Source organism: Mesorhizobium carmichaelinearum, assembly GCF_900199455.1.
Taxonomy (GTDB): Bacteria; Pseudomonadota; Alphaproteobacteria; order Rhizobiales; family Rhizobiaceae; genus Mesorhizobium; species Mesorhizobium carmichaelinearum.
Genome location: NZ_FZQR01000009.1, coordinates 17,153 through 36,677 on the forward strand (window position 1 = coordinate 17,153; position 19,525 = coordinate 36,677).

Annotated in this window: 18 protein-coding genes; 6 read left to right on the plus strand and 12 right to left on the minus strand. The window is 64.1% G+C overall.

What is annotated here, in order from left to right; all coding sequences use genetic code 11:
- Positions 1 to 197: 197 nt before the first annotated feature.
- Positions 198 to 1,382 (plus strand): MFS transporter, encoded by a 1,185-nt coding sequence (locus CKW40_RS20750; RefSeq protein WP_095201741.1) that lies wholly within the window; start codon positions 198 to 200, stop codon positions 1,380 to 1,382.
- Between the two features lie 2 nt (positions 1,383 to 1,384).
- Here the strand turns inward: CKW40_RS20750 and CKW40_RS20755 are convergent, their stop codons facing one another.
- Entirely contained in the window at positions 1,385 to 3,598 is a 2,214-nt protein-coding gene (locus CKW40_RS20755) for a heavy metal translocating P-type ATPase (RefSeq protein ID WP_095201742.1), read from the minus strand.
- A 112-nt stretch (positions 3,599 to 3,710) separates the two neighbouring features.
- Between CKW40_RS20755 and CKW40_RS20760 the strand changes: the two genes are divergently transcribed.
- Positions 3,711 to 4,127: a MerR family transcriptional regulator gene (locus CKW40_RS20760; protein ID WP_095201743.1), complete on the plus strand. Its 417-nt coding sequence runs from the start codon at positions 3,711 to 3,713 to the stop codon at positions 4,125 to 4,127.
- Between the two features lie 287 nt (positions 4,128 to 4,414).
- Here the strand turns inward: CKW40_RS20760 and CKW40_RS20765 are convergent, their stop codons facing one another.
- From CKW40_RS20765 to CKW40_RS20780, 4 genes are all read right to left on the minus strand, one after another.
- Positions 4,415 to 4,972, minus strand: a complete 558-nt coding sequence (locus CKW40_RS20765; RefSeq protein WP_095201744.1) for a GNAT family N-acetyltransferase — start codon at positions 4,970 to 4,972, stop codon at positions 4,415 to 4,417.
- A gap of 49 nt (positions 4,973 to 5,021) precedes the next feature.
- On the minus strand, positions 5,022 to 5,732 hold the full coding sequence (locus CKW40_RS20770; protein WP_095201745.1) for a DNA helicase: 711 nt from the start codon (positions 5,730 to 5,732) through the stop codon (positions 5,022 to 5,024).
- Positions 5,733 to 6,031: 299 nt separating this feature from the next.
- Positions 6,032 to 6,775 carry an SDR family oxidoreductase gene (locus CKW40_RS20775; RefSeq protein WP_095201746.1) on the minus strand — a complete coding sequence of 248 codons (744 nt, stop codon included), beginning with the start codon at positions 6,773 to 6,775 and terminating at the stop codon, positions 6,032 to 6,034.
- A gap of 175 nt (positions 6,776 to 6,950) precedes the next feature.
- Positions 6,951 to 7,859: an AraC family transcriptional regulator gene (locus tag CKW40_RS20780; protein ID WP_095201747.1), complete on the minus strand. Its 909-nt coding sequence runs from the start codon at positions 7,857 to 7,859 to the stop codon at positions 6,951 to 6,953.
- A gap of 245 nt (positions 7,860 to 8,104) precedes the next feature.
- Between CKW40_RS20780 and CKW40_RS20785 the strand changes: the two genes are divergently transcribed.
- Complete coding sequence (locus CKW40_RS20785; protein ID WP_095202009.1) at positions 8,105 to 9,103, plus strand: hypothetical protein; 999 nt, start codon at positions 8,105 to 8,107, stop codon at positions 9,101 to 9,103.
- A 54-nt stretch (positions 9,104 to 9,157) separates the two neighbouring features.
- Here CKW40_RS20785 and CKW40_RS20790 read toward each other — a convergent pair whose 3' ends face one another.
- Positions 9,158 to 9,949 (minus strand): alpha/beta fold hydrolase, encoded by a 792-nt coding sequence (locus CKW40_RS20790; protein WP_095201748.1) that lies wholly within the window; start codon positions 9,947 to 9,949, stop codon positions 9,158 to 9,160.
- Positions 9,950 to 10,050: 101 nt separating this feature from the next.
- On the opposite strand from CKW40_RS20790, the gene CKW40_RS20795 reads away from it, so the two are divergent.
- Positions 10,051 to 10,986 carry a LysR family transcriptional regulator gene (locus CKW40_RS20795; protein WP_095201749.1) on the plus strand — a complete coding sequence of 312 codons (936 nt, stop codon included), beginning with the start codon at positions 10,051 to 10,053 and terminating at the stop codon, positions 10,984 to 10,986.
- Positions 10,987 to 10,993: 7 nt separating this feature from the next.
- On the opposite strand, the gene CKW40_RS20800 is transcribed toward CKW40_RS20795, so the two are convergent.
- Entirely contained in the window at positions 10,994 to 11,443 is a 450-nt protein-coding gene (locus tag CKW40_RS20800; RefSeq protein ID WP_095202010.1) for a GatB/YqeY domain-containing protein, read from the minus strand.
- Between the two features lie 274 nt (positions 11,444 to 11,717).
- On the opposite strand from CKW40_RS20800, the gene carA reads away from it, so the two are divergent.
- On the plus strand, positions 11,718 to 12,923 hold the full coding sequence (gene carA / locus CKW40_RS20805) for a glutamine-hydrolyzing carbamoyl-phosphate synthase small subunit (RefSeq protein ID WP_095201750.1): 1,206 nt from the start codon (positions 11,718 to 11,720) through the stop codon (positions 12,921 to 12,923).
- Positions 12,924 to 13,145: 222 nt separating this feature from the next.
- On the opposite strand, the gene CKW40_RS20810 is transcribed toward carA, so the two are convergent.
- From CKW40_RS20810 to ypfJ, 3 genes are all read right to left on the minus strand, one after another.
- Positions 13,146 to 14,066 carry an aldo/keto reductase gene (locus tag CKW40_RS20810; RefSeq protein WP_095201751.1) on the minus strand — a complete coding sequence of 307 codons (921 nt, stop codon included), beginning with the start codon at positions 14,064 to 14,066 and terminating at the stop codon, positions 13,146 to 13,148.
- Positions 14,063 to 15,328: a TCR/Tet family MFS transporter gene (locus CKW40_RS20815; RefSeq protein WP_095201752.1), complete on the minus strand. Its 1,266-nt coding sequence runs from the start codon at positions 15,326 to 15,328 to the stop codon at positions 14,063 to 14,065. Before CKW40_RS20815 ends, CKW40_RS20810 begins: the two co-directional genes overlap by 4 nt.
- A gap of 154 nt (positions 15,329 to 15,482) precedes the next feature.
- Entirely contained in the window at positions 15,483 to 16,406 is a 924-nt protein-coding gene (ypfJ, locus tag CKW40_RS20820; RefSeq protein ID WP_095201753.1) for a KPN_02809 family neutral zinc metallopeptidase, read from the minus strand.
- A 257-nt stretch (positions 16,407 to 16,663) separates the two neighbouring features.
- On the opposite strand from ypfJ, the gene CKW40_RS20825 reads away from it, so the two are divergent.
- Entirely contained in the window at positions 16,664 to 18,733 is a 2,070-nt protein-coding gene (locus CKW40_RS20825) for a hypothetical protein (protein WP_244571234.1), read from the plus strand.
- Between the two features lie 132 nt (positions 18,734 to 18,865).
- Here CKW40_RS20825 and CKW40_RS20830 read toward each other — a convergent pair whose 3' ends face one another.
- A complete protein-coding gene (locus CKW40_RS20830; RefSeq protein ID WP_019860505.1) occupies positions 18,866 to 19,054 on the minus strand; it encodes a hypothetical protein in 189 nt (62 codons plus the stop codon).
- A 188-nt stretch (positions 19,055 to 19,242) separates the two neighbouring features.
- On the minus strand, positions 19,243 to 19,473 hold the full coding sequence (locus CKW40_RS20835) for a hypothetical protein (RefSeq protein WP_095202012.1): 231 nt from the start codon (positions 19,471 to 19,473) through the stop codon (positions 19,243 to 19,245).
- Positions 19,474 to 19,525: the final 52 nt, after the last annotated feature.

The following is a 19,525-nucleotide window of genomic DNA, read 5'->3' on the forward strand; positions in this document are numbered from 1 at the left end:
GTCGCCAGCCTCAGGCAGCAAATTTGACAGGCCGGCGGGACAGCGCCCCCCCTCTGGCCTGCCGGCCATCTCCCCCACAAGGGGGGAGATCGCTCTTCCTCGCACCACTCAAGAAAACCTAAAGTCGCGACAAAAATTTCTGGATTGCCTGCGCCACCCATCCATGGTTTGAGGCCGTTCCAGCCAAAGGCTTCCCCATGTCGCTTCCGCTCATTGCCCTGTTCATCGCCGCTTTCGCTTTCGGCACCACCGAATTCGTCATCGCCGGCGTGCTGCCGCAAGTGGCGGAGGGGCTCGGCGTCTCGGTTCCCTCCGCCGGCTATCTCGTCTCAGGCTATGCCTGCGGCATCGCCATTGGCGGTCCGCTGCTGGCGCTCGCAACTAAGACGCTGCCGCGCAAGACCTTGCTGCTCGGCCTTGCCGTCGCCTTCACCATCGGCCAGGCAGCCTGCGCGCTGGCGCCCGACTTTACTTCGATGCTGCTTTTGCGCATCGCCGTGGCCGTCGCGCATGGCGCCTATTTCGGCGTCGCCATGGTGGTCGCCGTTGGCCTTGTTCCCGAGGACAAACGCGGCATGGCAGTGGCGGTCATCCTGTCCGGCCTCACCGTCTCCAACGTCATCGGCGTGCCGGCGGGCACCGCGATCGGCAATATCTGGGGCTGGCGCGCGACCTTCTGGGTGATGTGCGCGCTCGGCGTCGCTGCAACGGCGGCGATGACGGCCCTTCTACCGCGCACCACCGGATATCAGGCCAAGCCTGCCGGCCTGGCGCGTGAGGTCCGCGTCCTGGCGCGCCAGCAGGTCTGGACCTCGCTGATCCTGATGCTGATGCTGATGCTCGGCCAGTTCTGCCTGTTCACCTACATCACCCCTACCTTGCTGGAGGTCACCGGGCTCGACGAGAACCTGGTGCCCTGGGTGCTGCTGCTCAACGGCGTCGGCGCCACGCTTGGCGTCTTCCTCGGCGGCAAGCTGTCGGACTGGAAGCTGATGCCGTCGCTGATCACGATGCTCGGCTTGCAAGCGGTGACGCTGGCGGTCATCTATGCCGTCAGTCCATACCCCGTGCCGATGGTTGTCGCGATCGTCATCTGGGGCGGTCTCAACTTCGCCATCGGCACGCCGATCCAGACCCGCATCCTGGCCTGGACGGCCGACGCGTCCAATCTCGCCTCCTCGCTGATCCCGTCCGGCTTCAATGTCGGCATCGCGCTCGCCGCGTCGCTGGGCGCCGCCATGCTCAATGCCGGCTACGGCTATCGCAGCTTGCCGGTGGTCGGCGCTTTGGCGATGCTGGTCGCCGTGATGGTCGCAGTCGTCTCCCAGGTCTGGGAAGGGCGCAGCAACGCCACGCCGCCGCTCACGGCTCCAGCCGAGTAACCTCACCCGCGCCAGCGCAGGAGGCGCATGGCGTTGGCTGTGACCAGCACTGTGGCGCCGGTGTCGGCCAGGATCGCCGGCCACAGGCCGGTGATGCCCAAGATGGTGGTGACCAGGAACACCGCCTTCAGCCCAAGCGCCACGGTGATGTTCTGGCCGATATTGGCCATCACCGCCCGCGACAGCCGCAGCATCCGGACAACGTCCGTGACGCGGCCATGCAGGATCGCCGCATCGGCCGTCTCCAGCGCCACATCGGTGCCACCGCCCATGGCGATGCCGATGTCGGCGGCGGCGAGCGCCGGCGCGTCGTTGATGCCGTCACCGACCTTGGCGACCGTCAACCCTTCGCGCTGCAATTCGCCGATCATCCGCTGCTTGTCCTGCGGCAGCAATTCCGCCCGCGCCTCGATGCCGAGCGAAGCGGCAATAGCTTCCGCGGTGCGGCGGTTGTCGCCGGTCAGCATCACCGTGCGGATGCCCTCGCCTTTCAGCGCCGCGATGCCGGCCGCCGCATCCGGCCGTGGCTCGTCGCGCATGGCGATCAGCCCGGCCACCACGCCAGCGGCGACCAGCACCGAAACGGTCTTGCCCTGGCCGTTGAGGCTGTCGACGGCAAGGCGCTGCGCTTGCGTCATGTCTGCGCGTTCGCCCGCCGCCGGGCCGGAGCCCAGGAAGACGGCCACGCCGCCGACGCTGCCCTCGACACCCTTGCCGGAGATCGCCTTTGCCGAGAGCGCCGGCGGCACCGGCGCCTTGTCGGCCTTGGCCCTGTCCAGGATCGCCAGCGCCAGCGGATGGCTGGAGCCTTGCTCGAGCGCCGCCGCCAGCGCCAGCACTGACCGTTCATCGCGGCCATAGGCGACGATGTCGGTCACAACAGGCTTGCCCGCGGTCAGCGTGCCGGTCTTGTCGAAGGCCACTGCGGTGATCCGGCGAAAGCCCTCCAGCACCGCACCGCCCTTCATCAGCAGGCCACGCCGCGCACCGGTCGCCAGGCCGGCAGCGATCGCCGCCGGCGTCGAGATGACCAGCGCGCAGGGGCAACCGATCAACAGGATCGCCAGGCCCTTGTAGATCCATTCGTTCCAGTCGCCGCCGGCGACGAGCGGCGGCAGCACGGCCACCAGCGCGCCGACCGCCAGCACGCCGGGCGTATAGTATCGTGAGAAACGGTCGATGAAGCGCTCGGTCGGCGCCTTGGCCTCCTGCGCCTCCTCCACCAGCCGCACCACGCGGGCGATGGTGTTGTCGGACGCGGCCGCCGTCACCCGCACTTTCAGCACGCCATCGCTGTTGATCGTGCCGGCGAAGACGGGTTCCGCGACACCCTTGCGCTTCGGCGTGCTCTCGCCGGTCACCGGCGCCTCGTCGATATCGCTCGACCCTTCCACAATCTCGCCATCGGCCGGGATGCGATCGCCCGGCCGCACCACAATGACGTCGCCGACAGCAAGCTGTTCGGCGGGAACTTCAACGATGCCGCCGCCCCGCTCGGCCAGCGCCGTCTTCGGCACCAGATCGGCAAGGCCCTGGATGCTGGCCCGCGCGCGGCCGGCGGCGACCCCTTCCAGAAGCTCACCGATCAGGAACAGCACCACGACGGCGGCCGCTTCTTCCGTGGCGCCGATCATCACGGCGCCAACAGCGGCGATGGTCATCAGCATCTCGATCGAGAACGGCGTGCCAGCCAGCGCCGCCATCAGCGCACGCCGCGCGATCGGCACGAGACCGACCAGCAACGCGGCCAGGAAAACCCAGCGCTCGGCCGACGGGAACAGATGGCCGATGCCATAGGCGGCAAGAAGCGCTGCCGCACAAGCCAGCGTCAGCACCGCGCGGCGGCTGCGCCACCACGCCTGCCCCGGCTCGGCGTGGCTGTGGAGATGGGATGACCCTGCGGCCTCTTCGGTGATTTGCTGGCCATGGTCATGGCCTTCATGATCATGATCGGCATGGTCCTGCGCCTTGGCTGCTGGCCCCTCGGCCCTGGCTTCGGCCTTGACGATGCCATAGCCCAGCCGCGCAACCTGCCGCAGCACCTTGTCGTCATTGAGCGGCCCGCCATGGCTGACTGTCATGCTGGCGCCGGTCACTGAAACCGAGACGTCGGCGACGCCATCGAGGCGGCGCACCGCCGTGTCGATCTTGGCCGCGCAGGAAGCGCAATCCATGCCGCCGATCTTGAACCGCGTCTGCTTGAGAGGAGCCGTCATCCCATCACCTATCTGCTCTTCCACCCGGGCGGCGTGCTGCCGCTTGGGTCTTGAACCCTGATGTCAGGCACTGTAATTGCTCTAGTCACTAGAGCTTCAAGAGGCAAAATGCATGTTTTCCATCGGTGATCTTTCCCGCCGCACCGGAGTCAAGGTGCCGACTATTCGCTATTACGAGCAGATGGGCCTGGTCGCCGCGCCCGAACGCTCGGAAGGCAACCAGCGCCGTTACTCCAGGCAGGAGCTGGAGCGGCTGGCCTTCATCCGCCACGCCCGCGATCTCGGCTTCGCCGTCGAGGATATCCGCGCGCTGATCGAATTGAGCGGCCACCCCGAGCAGCCCTGCGGCCACGCCGACAAGATCGCCGAGGAGCAACTGATCTCGGTGCGCGAAAAGATCGCCCAACTGAAGCGGCTGGAAACCGAGCTGGAGCGCATCGCCTCCTGCTGCGACGGTAAGACGGTCGGCGACTGCTACGTCATCCGCGCGCTGTCCGACCATGCGCTGTGTGCCGACGAGCATGGGTAAGATGTCCCCTATTGTCGAAGTCCGCGCCACCCCTCATCTGGCTGCCGCCATCTCTCCCCGTAAACGGGGCGAAGGACGCTCTCATCGATGGTTTTGCCAATCACCAGCGTTGCAGAATGAGCGCCAAGGCTGCGACCAGCCCCTTCGCCCCGTTTACGGGGAGTTGAGGAGCGGTCCGCGAAGCGGACGAAAAGCCAATTGCTTGGCTTTTCGAGTGACGAACGCCGGCAGGCAGATGAGGGGCAGCGCCGACGCTCGAAATGAGGGCAGGCTGCTCAACCTCCAGCCTACAAATCGATGCGGAACCGCAAGCTCTCCACCCCGCCATAGGCGGCATCCTCGAAGAAGCGCTCGACGAGCTTGCCGCCATTGGCCAGGATCACCTTGTGCGAGGCCGGATTGCCCGGCTTGGCGGTAACCTCGACATAGGGAAGGCCAACGGCCCTCGCCTCGTCCAGCATCAGCCGCAAGGCCTCGGTCGCGTAGCCGCGACGCCGCTTCCACGGCACCACCGCATAGCCGATATGGCCAAGCACATGCGACGGCAGTTCCGCCGTGCCCCTCTGCCAGCGGAAGCCGATCGAGCCCGATGCCTCGCCGTCCCAGATCCAGCGGCGGAATCCCGGCAGGCGTTGCACTTGCGTACCGTCCGGCAAGCTGATCGGGCCACCCTTGGCTTCTGGGTCATCGAGACTGGCCAGGAACGCCACCGGATCGTCCTCTATGGCCGCAAGCTGCTCGCGCGTCGCCTCCATGAGCCGAACATTGTCGGGCGACCAGCCACGCTCGAGCGCCGCCTTGTAGGACGGCAGATGTTCAAGCGCTGGTTTGACGATCTCGACCATGATCCATGCTCTCCAAGTAAGGCAGGGATAGCCTTCGCTGCCGGAGCGCTCAAGCCGCCTGGAAGCGGATCTCGCCCTTGTTCAGGAAGCAGGCCTTGTCGAACAGCGACAGATCCAGCGGGTTGGGCAACCTGATATCGGCGATATCGGGAACCGGCTTGGTCGATGGATCGTACGATCGGTCGATCTGCGAGATGAACACCAGGATCACGCCGCAGTCGCGCGCAAAAGCCTTCAGCGTGCGAACCTGGTCCATCAGGGCCGGATTTTCCCGCTTCTGGTCGAGCAGCTGCAGATAGTCGATGACCGCCAACGTGCCGCGCGGCACCGATCCCAACCTTCTGACGATGTAGTCGGCGCAGATGGCATCGGAAGTGTCGAACTCGAACAGGTCGTTGAACCGGGCGGGCTCGACCCCGATGGCATGAAACCGCTCCAGCACATCCCGTTGCGTATATTCCAGCGTGAAGAACACGCTGCGATGTCCTGATTTCATGGCTTCGACCGCCAGTTCGAGGCTCATCAGGGTCTTGCCGTGGCCAGGCCGCGCGCCGACCAGAACCAGGTCACCCGGCGCCAGCTGCGCGAACAACTTGCTTGCTGGTGTGCCTTCGGATGCCTTGGTCGCCAGCAGGCTCCAGCGGGCAAAACCTTGCTGCGCGGCAATACGGTCAAGCGCCTGGTGGAGCGGGATTTTTGCCTCGCGCGACAACAGCCTGGCCTGACGTTTCAGATGATAGACGGGCGCAGGTAACCTCATAGCAAAACCTCCTGGTGCGAGCAGTTTTCGCAACCCCTCCTTATGCCTGATGCTCGAACAGTCGGTTCGGTGATGAGAGTGCCCGGCATGAACGAATGCTTTCCCGACGGAGGGAGGAGGCGTGGGCCACGCCAGAATCAGATCATAGCCCAATCCTGGCGGATCGAAAATCGAGGATGAGCGGATGGCCGACGCAAACTGGCTCAGCCCCCCGAAACAGCAGGCCGAGGCCGACAAAGCTGAGAAAGCTGCCGGGACACCGTCAGTCCCGCGCCGCATCCGGGGCGCGACTGGAGACTTCAGCCAGCGTTTGCCAACGCGACAGCATCCGGGCCAGCCGGAAAGCGGAGTTGGCCTGAAGTGTCGTGGACCGCGGCCCACACAGCTTCGGCGACGTCACTTTCCCTGGTGGTCAGCGCGGGTTGGGCGAAGGCAGCAAAGATCGGTGCAGCAAAATCGGCGTAGGCTTCCGGGATCATGTCTTCGACGCGCACCGACGTGTTTTGCGTAAACCGCGTCGTCGGCGCGTATCCGGGCTCGACCAGCTTGGCGCGGATCCCGAAATAGCCGAGTTCGTGCGCGAGCGATCCGGTGAAGCCCTCGATGGCCTGCTTGCTGGCGGTGTAGGCCGCCGCCAGGGGCATCGGCGCCAGGGTGGCACTGGAGGTGACGTTGACGATCGCCCCGGACCGACGCTCGCGCATCTGTGGGATCACGGCCTGCGCCATCGCCATCACGCCAAAGCTGTTGGTGTCGAAGACCTTGCGGATGTGCGACATCGTTGTCGCTTCAAAGGCGCCGACCACGCCGATGCCTGCATTGTTGACCAGAACATCGATCGGACCGGCGGCTTTGACCACAGCCGAGATGCTGGCCTCGCTGGTGACGTCCAGGGGCAGGATCCGCAGGCGCTCCGAGCGCGGCAGTATGTCCTCTCGCGGTGTCCGCATGGTGGCGATGACATTCCACCCGTTGGCGAGGAAATGGCGGGCCGTCTCCAGGCCGTAGCCAGAAGAACAGCCAGTGATCAGGATCGTTTGCATGGTAAGCTCCGTTGGTTTCGATAAACCCTTCGTAGGCTTGCCAACGCAGACGATCTATAATCGATAGGCCTATTTTTATTTCCAACTGTCCAAAAATCGCTTAGGCCGAGCGAGAGCAGGTGGACGGGGCTATCAGCGGAAGCGTTTGAAGAGGCCTCGCCGCGAGGGAACAGCCTCAGCCGGTTACGCCGACACCACCGCCGCGGGCGAACCTTCCCGGCGAGCAGCCAAGCCGTTTCCTGAAGGCCGTGCTGAAGGCGCTGGCGGACTCGTAGCCGATCTCATCTGCTATTTTGTCCAAGGTTTTCGAGCCGCGGATGAGAGCATCCTTGGCCAGCGCCATGCGCCAGCGAGCCAGGTACTCGATCGGGCCGCAACCCAGCACGTCCACAAAGCGAGCCGCGAACGCCGACCGCGAGAGCCCGGCAACCGTAGCGAGTTCCGCGACCGTCCAGCCCGCCCGGACATCCTCGTGCATTGCGCGCAGCACGCGCGCGAGCACCGGGTCCCGCATCCCGCTGAGCAGGCCAGCTGCGCCGTGGGCGATGCCATGCCATCGGAGCGCTTCCACGAGCAGAACCTCGAGCAATCTCTGCAAAACCATTTCCTTGCCCGGATCTTCGTTCTCGCACTCTTCCATGATGAGCTCGATAACCTTGCCAAGCCTGCCGGAACGCCCCTGCGATACCGGCACGTGGATGACGCTCGGAAGGAGCGCAACCAGGAGCGGGGCGTTGACCGGCTCGATCCGGAACGTACCGCCGAGCGCGACAAAGTCGGGCTCTCCATCTGGGTCGCCGTGCCGGATGGCAATGTCCATCGGCGCCCTGAGCTCACAGTCGATGCCCGGATGGCTGCTGAGCGAGAAGGGCGGCGTGGAAGGCAACAGGAGGAAGTCTCCCTTTTCGAACTTGACTGGATCCTGGCCCGCAAAGGCGATCCAGCACGCGCCCTCCACGATTATGGTAAAGCCAGGCGCATCATACGCGGCGTAACGGATACCCCATCGGCCACGACCCTTGATGGGCTTGGAAATCGCCGTGCTGGGTTGCAGAAGAGCAATGACGTCACTGAGGGGATCCATTCAAGACGATCCATAATTATTTTGCTATTGATAGTTATAGATCGTCCTCCCAGGCTGTCCAGCTTGGCTTGGCGGCGCGCAGGTGTGCTGGGTTGACCTGCAGTGCGGCTGGTTGATCGCAAAACGATCGTTACAAGGCGCGCTGAACAAGATGTGTCTCGCCGATGGGCGCGGGACATTTTATGATTGATTGCGGATATAACACCGCCAAAGATTCGCATGGCTTCGGCAGGAGAATTGAACCGGTGCGGTTGAGATCTGTCCCTCTGGGTATTGTCGTCACCCTCAGCCTTCTTGTCGTCGTCATCGCCCTGATGGCGACAGTACGATCCTTCGCCGCGCCCTCGGCCATCCCGGCCTGGCTGCAGGCCCATGTCGGCGACAGCGACGGCCAGATTTCGCAAGTGGTGCTGGAGCGGGCGCGCGCGCTCTACCTGAAAAAGGTGGCGCAAGGCGCGGTCAGGAACCCCTGCTACTTCGCCATGGATGCGACACGTCCCGGCGATCTCGGCAATGGCGTGCTCGGGCGCCGGTACTACATTGCCTGCGAAGCCAGCCAGTCGTTTCGCGCTATCGCATCGGGTCACGGGGCCGGCAAGAACCTGAAAGGCACGGTCGATTTTTCAAACGGCAGGCGGTGCTCCAAGAATTTTGGCAATGCCATGGATTCGGAACTAACGGCTGGCGGGGTATACATGACCCGGGAGTCGAAAACGTCGTTCAAGGGTTTTTATCGCACCGGCGCCAAACAGGACGCGGCTTTCCTGCGCACCTTCATACAGTTCGACGGCGAAGGCGAAGCGGCCAATGCCAGGCAGCGCGTGATCGGCGGCCACGCGGCGCAGGTGCTGCGGGCCATGTGCATGCGCAAAAGCCCCAACAGCTCCTATGCCGACCATGATGGTCTGGTGCCGTTCGGCAAGCTGGTGGACTATGCCGGCGGCCGCAGCAATGGCTGCACCAGCTGGTCGCCGACGGATGCGCAGCAGATCATCGCCATGGTCAAGGACAACCCGACGACGCTCTACATCTATCCGGAATCGCGCGACATCGCCGCCGTTGCGCAGGCGGCGAAAGGCCATTCGCCATCCGGCGAGGCACCTTACTGGAATGCGTCCTGCCTGAAGGAAATCGGCGCGCCGAAATTCTGGCCGCGCAAAACCCTCGAGCCGATGATCGCCCAGTACAGGAAAGATCATCCGGCACCGCCCGCGCAGCCGCTGCCGATGTGCAAGGAGCCGTGAGGTCCGCTCTACGTCGTAGAGGAAATAGCGGGGACCTCACGGGATCGCGCGCGGTCAGCGCAGAAAATCAAGCACCGCCTCTATAAACTCTGCCGGATATTCCACGTTCGAGAGGTGAACCGCAGGCAGGACAACCAGCTTCGCGCTGGGAACCGCTGCCGCAATCAGCTCGCTGTGGCTGGCCGCTGTCACCGTGTCATGCTCGCCAGCGATCACCAGCGTCGGCCGGTTGATCAGCGCCACCGTGCGGCGAAGATCGGCATCGCGCACCGCCGCGAACAGGCCGGCCAAGCCATGCCGGTCGATCGCCAGCAGCATAGTACGAAACTCCTCAATCACCGGTGCGTTGGCCGCCAGCATCTGAGCAGGGAACCAGTTGTTGAGGAAGATTTCGGCGGTTTCCGACATGTCCGGCGCCTGCCGGACAACGGCTATCCGCTCGTCGAAATAGCTTGCCGGGCCGAGATGGGACGAGGTGTTGCTCAGGATCAGCCGGTCGATGCGTTCGGGCGCATGGATGCCGAGCCATTGTCCGACGAAGCCGCCGAGCGACAGGCCGAGGAAATGCACGCGCGCAAGGCCGAGCGCGTCGAGCAGTTCGGTCACGTCGCGGCCGAGCCGGTCGAGCGAATAGGCACCGATCGGGGCGCTCGACCCGCCATGGCCGCGAAAGTCGTAACGCAGAACACGGAAGTGTTTCGACAGCTCGCCGACCTGTGCGTCCCACATGTGCAAGGTGGTGCCGATGGAATTCGACAGCATCAGCACCGGCTTTGCGGCATCGCCGTCGAAGCGATAGGCGATGCGCGTGCCGTCGCCGACGGTCACGAAATTCAGCTCACTCATGATGAAAATTCCTTCTGGAATGTTGAATGAGGCAGAGCGTAGTCGCGACGTGTTTTTGTTGATATTACAAAGATAGGACAAACTCTGTAGACAAAGCTGACATGGCCGAATTCACCTTGCACGATTTGCAGTGCTTCGATGCGGTGATCCGCACCGGCGGCTTTCAGCCGGCGGCCACCCTCCTGCATCGCTCGCACCCGGCGGTGTTCGCCGCCGTCGCCAAGCTCGAACGGCAGCTCGACCTCGTCCTCCTTGATCGCGGCGGCTACCGGGTGCGCCCGACCGAGGCGGGGCTGTCGTTCCATCGCCGCGCGCAATCGCTGCTGCGCGAACTGGAGGGCCTGCGGGTGCACGCCGCCCAGCTCTCGATGGGCGAGGAAAGCGAGATCCATGTCGTGATCGGCGATCTCTGCCCGCGGCCGCAAGTGCTGGGCATGCTCGGACGGTTCTTCGCGCAATGCCCGGGCACGCGCCTGCATCTGCATTTCGAGGCCGTCGGCGGACCTTGGGAGCGGCTCTTCGATGATGAGGCCGATCTGATCCTGCACTGGGTCGACAAGGGCGATGCGCGGGTGGAATGGGTCGATCTTTGCAAGGTGCCGTTCATTCCCGTAGTGGCGCCGGGCTTTCTGCCGGAGCGTATCAAAGAGCCGATCACGCCCGATCAGATGCAGGCACTCACCCAATGCGTCATGCGCGACAGCGCCCGCCATTCGCCACAACAAAACTATTCGCTGATCGAAGGCGCGCCACAATGCCTGGTGGCCGACCAGGGCATGAAGAAGGAGATCATCCTGCAAGGTCTCGGCTGGGGCCACCTGCCCCGCTTCCTGATCGAGGAAGAGTTGGGTGACGGACGCCTGCACTCCATTGCCGGCCGCCATATGCCTGGCCGCACCGACGAGCTGGTGGTGGCGCGCCGCCGCGACCGGCCTCACGGGCCGGTGGCCAACCGGTTATGGGATCATGTCCAGCAAGAAGCGCCTGCGTTGCGCCGCGCATTGGAGCCGCAAGGCCAGACTTGGCGGTGCCCTTAACACCCCCCTACTGCAGCAGGCCCTTGACGATGCCGCTTGCCTTGCCGAAATCCATCTGGCCGGCATATTTCTGCTTCAGCGCGGCGATCACCTTGCCCATGTCCTTCTGGCTGGCCGCACCCGTCGCCGCGATCGCTTCGCGTGCGGCAGCCGCGATCGCCGCATCGTCGAGCTGCGTCGGCAGAAAGCCGCGGATGATCTCCATCTCGCCACGCTCCTGCGCCGCCAGTTCCGGCCGCTTGCCGTCTTCGAATGCCTTCGCCGATTCCTCGCGCTGCTTCACCATCTTGGCCAGTATTTGCAGGATCTCCTCGTCGCTGGCGGGGTCCTTGGCCGAACCGCGATTGGCGATGTCGCGATCATGAATGGCGGCCTGGATCAGCCGCAATGTCGGCAGCCGGTGCTTGTCCTGCGCCTTCATCGCGCTTTTCAGGGATTCGGCGATTTTTGCGCGCATCTTGCTTTTCTCCTTCGAACGGCGCGGACCATAACCTTGCCGGGAGCACAAGGCAAATCTCGAATGAGCCGGCAAGCCACTGATATTGTTCGACGAAATAAATCGATCCCGGTCCCTGGCTGTATCATTGACCGTTCTGGCACCTTCCCCTATGTACTCGGCCTTGCATAAGACAATGAATTGACGCGCTGAGGCTCGAGAAATCGGCGCCGCGTCGTTTGCTGCGCGGATGGCCCGTCGGGCCTATGGAACGCAGCCTGATAGGAGTGCCGCCATGGCCGAGATGACGCCCGCCTGGGCAACCGAAAAGCCGACCGCCCTGCTGGTTCTGGCCGACGGCACCGTCATCGAGGGCCGCGGCCTCGGCGCCACCGGCTCCGCCGTCGCCGAAGTCTGCTTCAACACGGCGCTCACCGGCTACCAGGAAATCCTCACCGACCCGTCCTATGCCGGCCAGATCGTCACCTTCACCTTCCCGCATATCGGCAATATCGGCACCAATGGCGAGGACATCGAGGACCTCAACCCCGCTGCTCGCGCCGGCGCTGTCGGCGCGGTGTTCAAGGCCGATGTCACCAACCCGTCCAATTATCGCGCCGCGGGTGGCCTCGACCAGTGGCTGAAGAAGCGCGGCATCGTCGCACTCTCGGGCATCGACACCCGCGCGCTCACCGCGCTGATCCGCGAAAAGGGCATGCCCAACGCCGTCATCGCGCATGCGCCCGACGGTGTCTTCGACCTCGACGATCTGAAACAGCGCGCCGCCGCCTGGTCGGGCCTGATCGGGCTCGACCTCGCCAAGGAAGTCACCTCGGGCCAGTCCTCGGTCTGGCGCGAGACGCCATGGGTGTGGAACGAAGGGTTTGGCGAACAGGCCGAGCCGTCGCTACACGTCGTCGCCATCGACTACGGCGTCAAGCGCAACATCCTGCGCCTGCTCGCCGGCCTTGGCGCCAAGGTCACCGTGGTTCCGGCCAGCACCGGTTCGGAAGAGATCCTCGCCATGCAGCCAGACGGCATCTTCCTCTCCAACGGCCCCGGCGACCCGGAAGCCACCGGCGGCTATGCCGTGCCGGTTATCCGGGACCTGCTGAAGACCGACATTCCGGTGTTCGGCATCTGCCTCGGCCACCAGATGCTGGCGCTGGCGCTCGGCGGCAGGACTGCCAAGATGCACCAGGGTCATCACGGTGCCAACCATCCGGTCAAGGATCACACCACAGGCAAGGTCGAGATCGTCTCGATGAATCACGGCTTTGCCGTCGATGCCGACTCGCTGCCCGAGGGCGTCGAGGAGACCCATGTCTCGCTGTTCGACGGCTCGAACTGCGGCATCGCGCTCACCGGCCGTCCGGTGTTCTCGGTCCAGCACCATCCCGAAGCCTCGCCCGGCCCGCAGGATTCGCACTATCTGTTCCGCCGTTTCGTCAACCTGATCCGCGAAAAGCGCGGCGAGGAATTGCTGGCGGAGCGGGCCTAACTCGATCCGTTAGCGCTGCCCCTCATCTGCCTGCCGGCATCTTCTCCCGTGAACGGGGAGAAGGGGGTGTCGCAACCTCGGCGCTCTTCTTCCAACGTCCACGATTTGCGAAAGCGGCGACACAGCGTCTTTCTCCCCGTCACTATACGGGGAGAAATGCCCGGCAGGGCAATGAGGGGCGGCGCAAGCCTCTACAGCCTCGTACTGCAAAATGCCCTGAACTTACGCCACCGGCCGGCCCTCGCTCGCCTCCAGTATGGCGAACCATTGCTGCCGGTCGAGGTCGATCTCCAGCGCCTTGACCATGGCCGCCAGCCGTTCCGGTTTCATCGACCCGAGCACCGGCACCAGCCGGGCCGGATGACGCAGCAGCCAGGCGATGGCGACGGCGGCGAGATCGCCGGCGCCGACTTCGGCGGCCACCGCCGCGAGCGCTGCCCGCACCCGAGCTTCCCGGCTTTCCTTGCCGGTGAACAGCGAGCCGCCGCCAAGCGGCGACCAGATCATCGGCGTGTAGCCCAGACGCTGCGCGTGGTCGAGGCTGCCGTCGGTCAGCGCCGATGTCTTAAGCACCGACATCTCGATCTGGTTGGTGGCGAGCGCGAACGGCAGCCGCGAGGCCAGGAGATCGAACTGCGACGGCGTGAAATTGGAAACGCCGACCGCCCTCACCTTGCCCGCCTCGACCAGCCCGGCCAGCGCCGCCACCGTCTCGTCGGCATCCATCAGCGGATCCGGCCGGTGCAGCAGCAACAGGTCGAGATAATCGGTGCCGAGATTGGCGAGCGAGTGATCGACCGAAGCTGCTATATGGGCGGCGCTGGTGTCATAGTGCTTCAGCCGGTTTTGCGGCCGGTTGGCCGAGGCCAGCATGATGTCGCATTTCGAGATCAGCTCGATCTCGTCGCGCTGGCCCTTCCAGCGCGACAGCCCGGCGCCGAATGCCGCTTCCACCTCGTAATTCCCATAGATGTCGGCATGGTCGAAACTCGTCAGGCCGAGATCGACGGCAGTGCCGATCAGCCGGGCGACCTGATCGGCATCCGGGCGGGCGCCGCCGTCGAGCAGGCGCCAGGCACCGAAGACCAGCCGCGACAGCGACACCCCGTCCCTGGTCATTGCAATGCGGCTGTCATGGCTCATGCCTGCGCTCCATCTTCGGCGACATCGGTGGTGGCGTTTGTGACCGTTGCCGGCCTCGCCACCTTGGTGACGAAGACGATAACCGCCAGCAGCAGGAAGCACGCACCGACCAGATAGGGCGCGCCGCCGAAGGTCACGGGCGCGCTTGGCCCGGTGAACCAGGAGAAGATCGCCGTGTAGAGCAGCGGCGTGATGATCGAGGTGATCGAGAAGATCGAGGTCATCGCGCCCTGCAACTCGCCCTGTGCCGAAGGCGGCACCTTGGCGGCGGCGAGGCTTCTGAGCGGCGGATCGGCCAGCGCTTCCAGGCAGCCGACGACGATCACCGCATAGACCATCCAGCCCTGCGAAGCGAAGGCATAACCGAAGGCGCTGGCCGCCGTGAATGTCAGGCCGATGACCGCCGTCCTCCACTCGCCGAGCCTGGGGATCACGCGCGGCAGCACCGTACCCATGACGATCGCGCCGCACAGGCCGAAGGCGCCGAGCGAAAAGCCGATCTGCTGCTCGCTCCAGCCATAACGGTAGTTGGAGACGAACGACCACACCGCCGGATACATCATATGGCCGAGCGTCATCAGGAAGAAGACAAGCCCGATCCATCCGATGCCCTGATACTGGCGCATCTGCAGCAGCGTGCCGACCGGATTGGCGCGCTTCCACTCGAAACGGCGGCGATGCTTTTCATCCAGCGTTTCGGGCAGGAAGAACATCGCGATCAGGAAGTTCACGAAGGCGAGCCCGGCGGCGCAAAAGAACGGCACGCGCGGTCCGAACGTGCCGAGCAATCCACCCAGCACCGGGCCGATGACGAAGCCGACACCAAAGGCAATGCCGAGCAGGCCGAAATTCTTCGCCCGGTTCTCATCATTCGAGATGTCGGCGATGAAGGCCGACGTGGTCGAATAGCTGGCGCCGGAAATACCGGCCAGCACACGGCCGATGAACAGCATCGGATAGGACCAGGCGATGGCGCAGATCAGATTGTCGATGGAAAAGGTCAGCACCGAGGCAAGCAGGATCGGCCGCCGCCCGAACCGGTCGCTCAAGCCGCCCATGATCGGCGCAAAAAAGAACTGCATGGCCGCATAGACGAAGAACAGCCAGCCGCCTTCGATCGCCGCTTCACTGATGCCGACGCCAGTCAATTCCCTGAGAAAGGCCGGCAGCACCGGCATGATCATGCCAAAGCCGATAATGTCGAGCAGCAGCGTGGTGAAGACCAGCGCCAAGCCCCGCCTGGCGGTTTTGGGGTCGATCATGACGGGTCAAGCTCCTCCGGCCGCCTTGGCGCAGGCGGACGCACCTTATAGGCGAACCCGCAAAAAGGAACAATGCGAGAACAGGCAGGAATGTTTGATCCTGACACCCCCTGACGGCGTCTTCGCCATCAGGGAATTGCCGCAAGACGAGTGCTTAAAGCGGACCGCTCATCGTGTTGCAGTCCGACAGCTTGCCGCTCTTGTAGCCGCGCGCCAGCCAGGTCTGCCGCTGCTGCGAGGTGCCATGGTTGAAGCTTTCCGGCACGACATAGCCCTGCGTCTTCTTCTGCAGCGTGTCGTCGCCGATCTGCTTGGCAGCGTTCAGCGCGCTTTCGATGTCACCCTGCTCCAATATGCCCTTCTGCGCGGTGTAGTGCGCCCACACGCCGGCGAAGCAATCGGCCTGCAGCTCGATGCGCACCGACAGCTGGTTGGCATCGGCTTCGCTCATGCCTTGCCGCATCTGGTTGAACTTGCCCATGATGCCGGTGAGGTTCTGCACGTGATGGCCGACCTCATGTGCGATGACATAGGCCCGCGCGAACTCACCGGCAGCGCCGAACTTTTGATCGAGCTCCTGAAAGAAAGTCATGTCGAGATAGACCTTGTGGTCGCCCGGACAATAAAACGGTCCCGCAGCCGCCGAGGCAAAGCCGCAGGCCGAACGGACCTGGCCGGAAAACAGCACCAGCTTCGGGTCCTCATAGGTCAGGCCTTGCGACTTGAAGATGCCGGTCCAGGTGTCCTCGGTCTCGGCCAGCACGGTCGCCACGAACTGCTTCATCTCGTCATTGGCGGGCGCTGTGCCGCTGCCCTGGCCGCCACCGCCATTGTCGGTGATCTGGCCGCCACCGCCCGGCAGCAGGCCGCCATCGCCACCACCCAGGATCGCCGAGGGATCGAAGCCGAAATACCATCCGGCGATCACCACCAGGATGACGAGGATGATGCTGCCGCCGCCACCGGTGCGGCCGCCGATGGGGAGCTGGAAGCCGCCACCGCCGCCGATCCCACCGCCGCCGCTGTCGCTGCGGTCGTCCTCGATATTGTCACTCTGACGACGGCCTCTCCAGAGCATGGCAACTCCCCGTGATAAACTTTCTCATTGCTCCGGCAAGGCCGGCTCAACCCAACAAACAATTATCCCAATGGTTGCGCCAAGTCACAGTGTTTTTCGATGGCCTTTCGGCGATCAAAGCCGGCGGGTGGCCTCGTTCATGCCACGGATAGAAACAGACGGAACTCTTGCCGCCAAGTTCGATGCTGCGACTGTCGCCCCATGGCCGAAGATCGGGAAGACCGCTAGTGTTTGATTTTCTGTGTAGCGAGGGGCGCTTGCGGATCATCGGCCAATTCCTGCTGTTGCTGATAGCATGGACCCGCCTTGAGATCGGACCGGCCAGCGCGGTGACGCTCGATTCCAGCGTTGCCGTTACCGATCCGGCCACCTTGCAGGCGCTGGAGCGCGGCGGCCTGTCGATCAGCCGGCTGCTCGGCCCCGCGCTCGGCCTCACCCGCGACGTCGACAATGGCGGCCTGTTTTCCGTGCCGGCGCTGGCCACGGTGCGTGACACGGTCAAGCAGGAGATATCGGACGAGCCGAAGACCAGCCCCGACCCCTATGTCGCGGCCATGGCCAGGTCGAACGACACCAGCCAGAAATTCAATCCTAAATACATCGACGATGACGGCTCGACGCTGGACCTGACTGGCGTCGTCAACCGCATGGATCGCGGCTATCTCGGCCACACCGAATGCGGCGAGATCCGGCTGATCTACCGCTTCCACTATTCGGTCGCCGAAAAGCCGGCCAAGGGCAAGGTGGCGCAGCGCATCTCGTCGCGCCTGCCGCTGACCATGAGCCTGGTGTTCAACGCCAAGCCCGTGCGGGCGCAGGCGCGCGCCTCGAAGGATCTGCCAAGCGCCACCGACGTATCCTGCGCCGACGTCGCCCAGCGCTGGCTTGCAGCAGGCCAAAAGGACCTGCCGCCCGAGCAGTTGGCCGCCTGGCTGCGTTCCGACGAAGGGCCACTGTCCGGCGCCATGCTCAATTCCTCGCAGATCATGCGGCTTGAACTCAACATGCAGGTGCTGCGGCTATCGGCCTCGACGCGGCGCGATTTCGGCGGCCATGCCGAATATCTCCTGAAAATCTTCAAATGGAATCCGGCGACCTCGGGCTTCTATGAATCGAGGATGGAGAACCAGATCGACCGGGCAACCGTGCTGGCCGACAAACCATCCTTCGCCAAATGGCTGCTCACCGACCGTAACATCTACGACCTCGACCATGGCCGGCTGGTCATCGACGAAAAGTTCCTGGCCAAGAGTGCCGTTTCCGTCGCGCCAGGTGGCCTGAGCCGCTCGCAGAACAACATCGCCTATGGGCTGGTCGACGACGCCGATATCGACAATGCGCTGAAGGATTACGTCGCCAAGGGCAACACGCTCGCCACCATCAAGTCGGTGGCCGGCTTCAATTTGCGGCTGAACGAAATGAGCTGCACCGGCTGCCATCAGACGCATGGCATTGCCGGCTTCCACTATACCGGCGCCGATCCGGCGAGCGAACCGCGCCGCAACGCGGTCTTCGTGCCGGGATCGGCGGTGTTCTTCGCCGATCTGCCACGCCGCCGCGCTATCGTCGAGCAGTTCGCCGCCGGCGGCCATCCGGATTTCACCAAAGGTTTCGCCGCCCGTCCGGACCAGAAATATGCCGAAGCGCTGAAGGGCACCGACCTCTACAATGGCTGGGGCTCGATCTGTTATCGCGGTGACGACGCAAGCTTCAAGGACTGGACCTGTGGTACCGGCCTGCGCTGCGCCGGTGTCCACGAAAGCGCCATCCATCCGGGCTTCGGCACTTGCGTCAGCGAGAAGGGCACCGCGGTCGGCGACCCCGTCGAATTCGGCGAGATCAAAATGTCGACTTGGGGCAACGACCAGTATTGCCGCCTCTCGCCGGCCACCGCCAAGGCCTGCGCCATAGACCCGGCACGCGACAAGAAGCCGGTGGTGAAGATCGCCGGCTATGGCGCGGCGCGCCAGCGTTACGACAACCCCGAACAGAAGACCGGCGGCTTTCCCGGCGGCATGCTGCGCAAGGCGACCTGCGACAAGCTCCCTGACGAGGCGACATGCGGGCGTCTCGCCAAGACCGGCTTCAACGACTGCATCGCGTCCGGCAAGGACCACAAATTCTGCACCAGGGAATTCACCAAGACCGCCGGCCTGCGCGCCTGCGACAAGGCGCATCCCTGCCGCGAGGATTATATCTGCACCGCCGGCTACGATGACCTGCCCCAGGCCAAGCCCGGCGAAGGCACCTGCATCCCGCCCTATTTCATCTTCCAGTTCCGCGTCGACGGTCACCCCAGAAGCTGGGTGCAGGATGTCCGGGAGTGAGAGAACGGTTTGCCGAAGGCAAATTGAAAGGTCCAGTGGACCTTTCAAAGGGCTCGAACGCCCGGAGCCATAGCGGAGTGCAACCAGCCGCTGACCAGACAGCTTCCGCCTGCCGCTGACTTCGGCGCGGCCTCAGCTTTTCTGCTTGGCGCCGGCGCTCTTGCCGTCCGAGCTTTTCGAGCGCTCCTCGAAACGCGCGGCGCCCTTCTTCAGGGGATGACCGGTTTCGGCCTCGGTCTTGCGCTCGTCCTTCGCCGCGGCCTGCTTCAATCCCTTGGCTGCCTGCTTGCCCTTTGCGGTCGGTGCCTGTTCGACGCCCATTGCTTCCTCCCTTGGCGCGCGACAATCGCGCGATGTCAGAAGCAACGTGCGTAAGGTGTGGCGGTTCCGGCGACCTCTGAGAACGGCTGAGCGACTTTAGAGCGATTCCAGGAAAAGTGTGAAAAACGCCGCTCCAGCCAAATCTAGCCGGAGCGGCCGCTCATAAAACAGGAAGTTCTGTGAGCGCCTTAATAGGCCTTCTTGGCAATCGTGTGCTTTTTGGCGTGCTTCTTATGCTTCTTGACGTGTTTCTTGACCTGCTTCGTCGCCATAGCATCCGAGCCTTGCGAGGTGGTCGTTGCGGTCGTCGCTGCGGGGGCCTGGCTCATAGCGGCGTTGGCGCTGCTGGCGCCGAGGACCGGCATCGAGACAGCGAGCGCGAACGCAAGACCGAGGGCGGTGAGAAGGGACTTCTTCATGGTTTCATTTCCTTTTTTGCAGTCGGTTTTGAGCGTCACTGAACCGGATTGA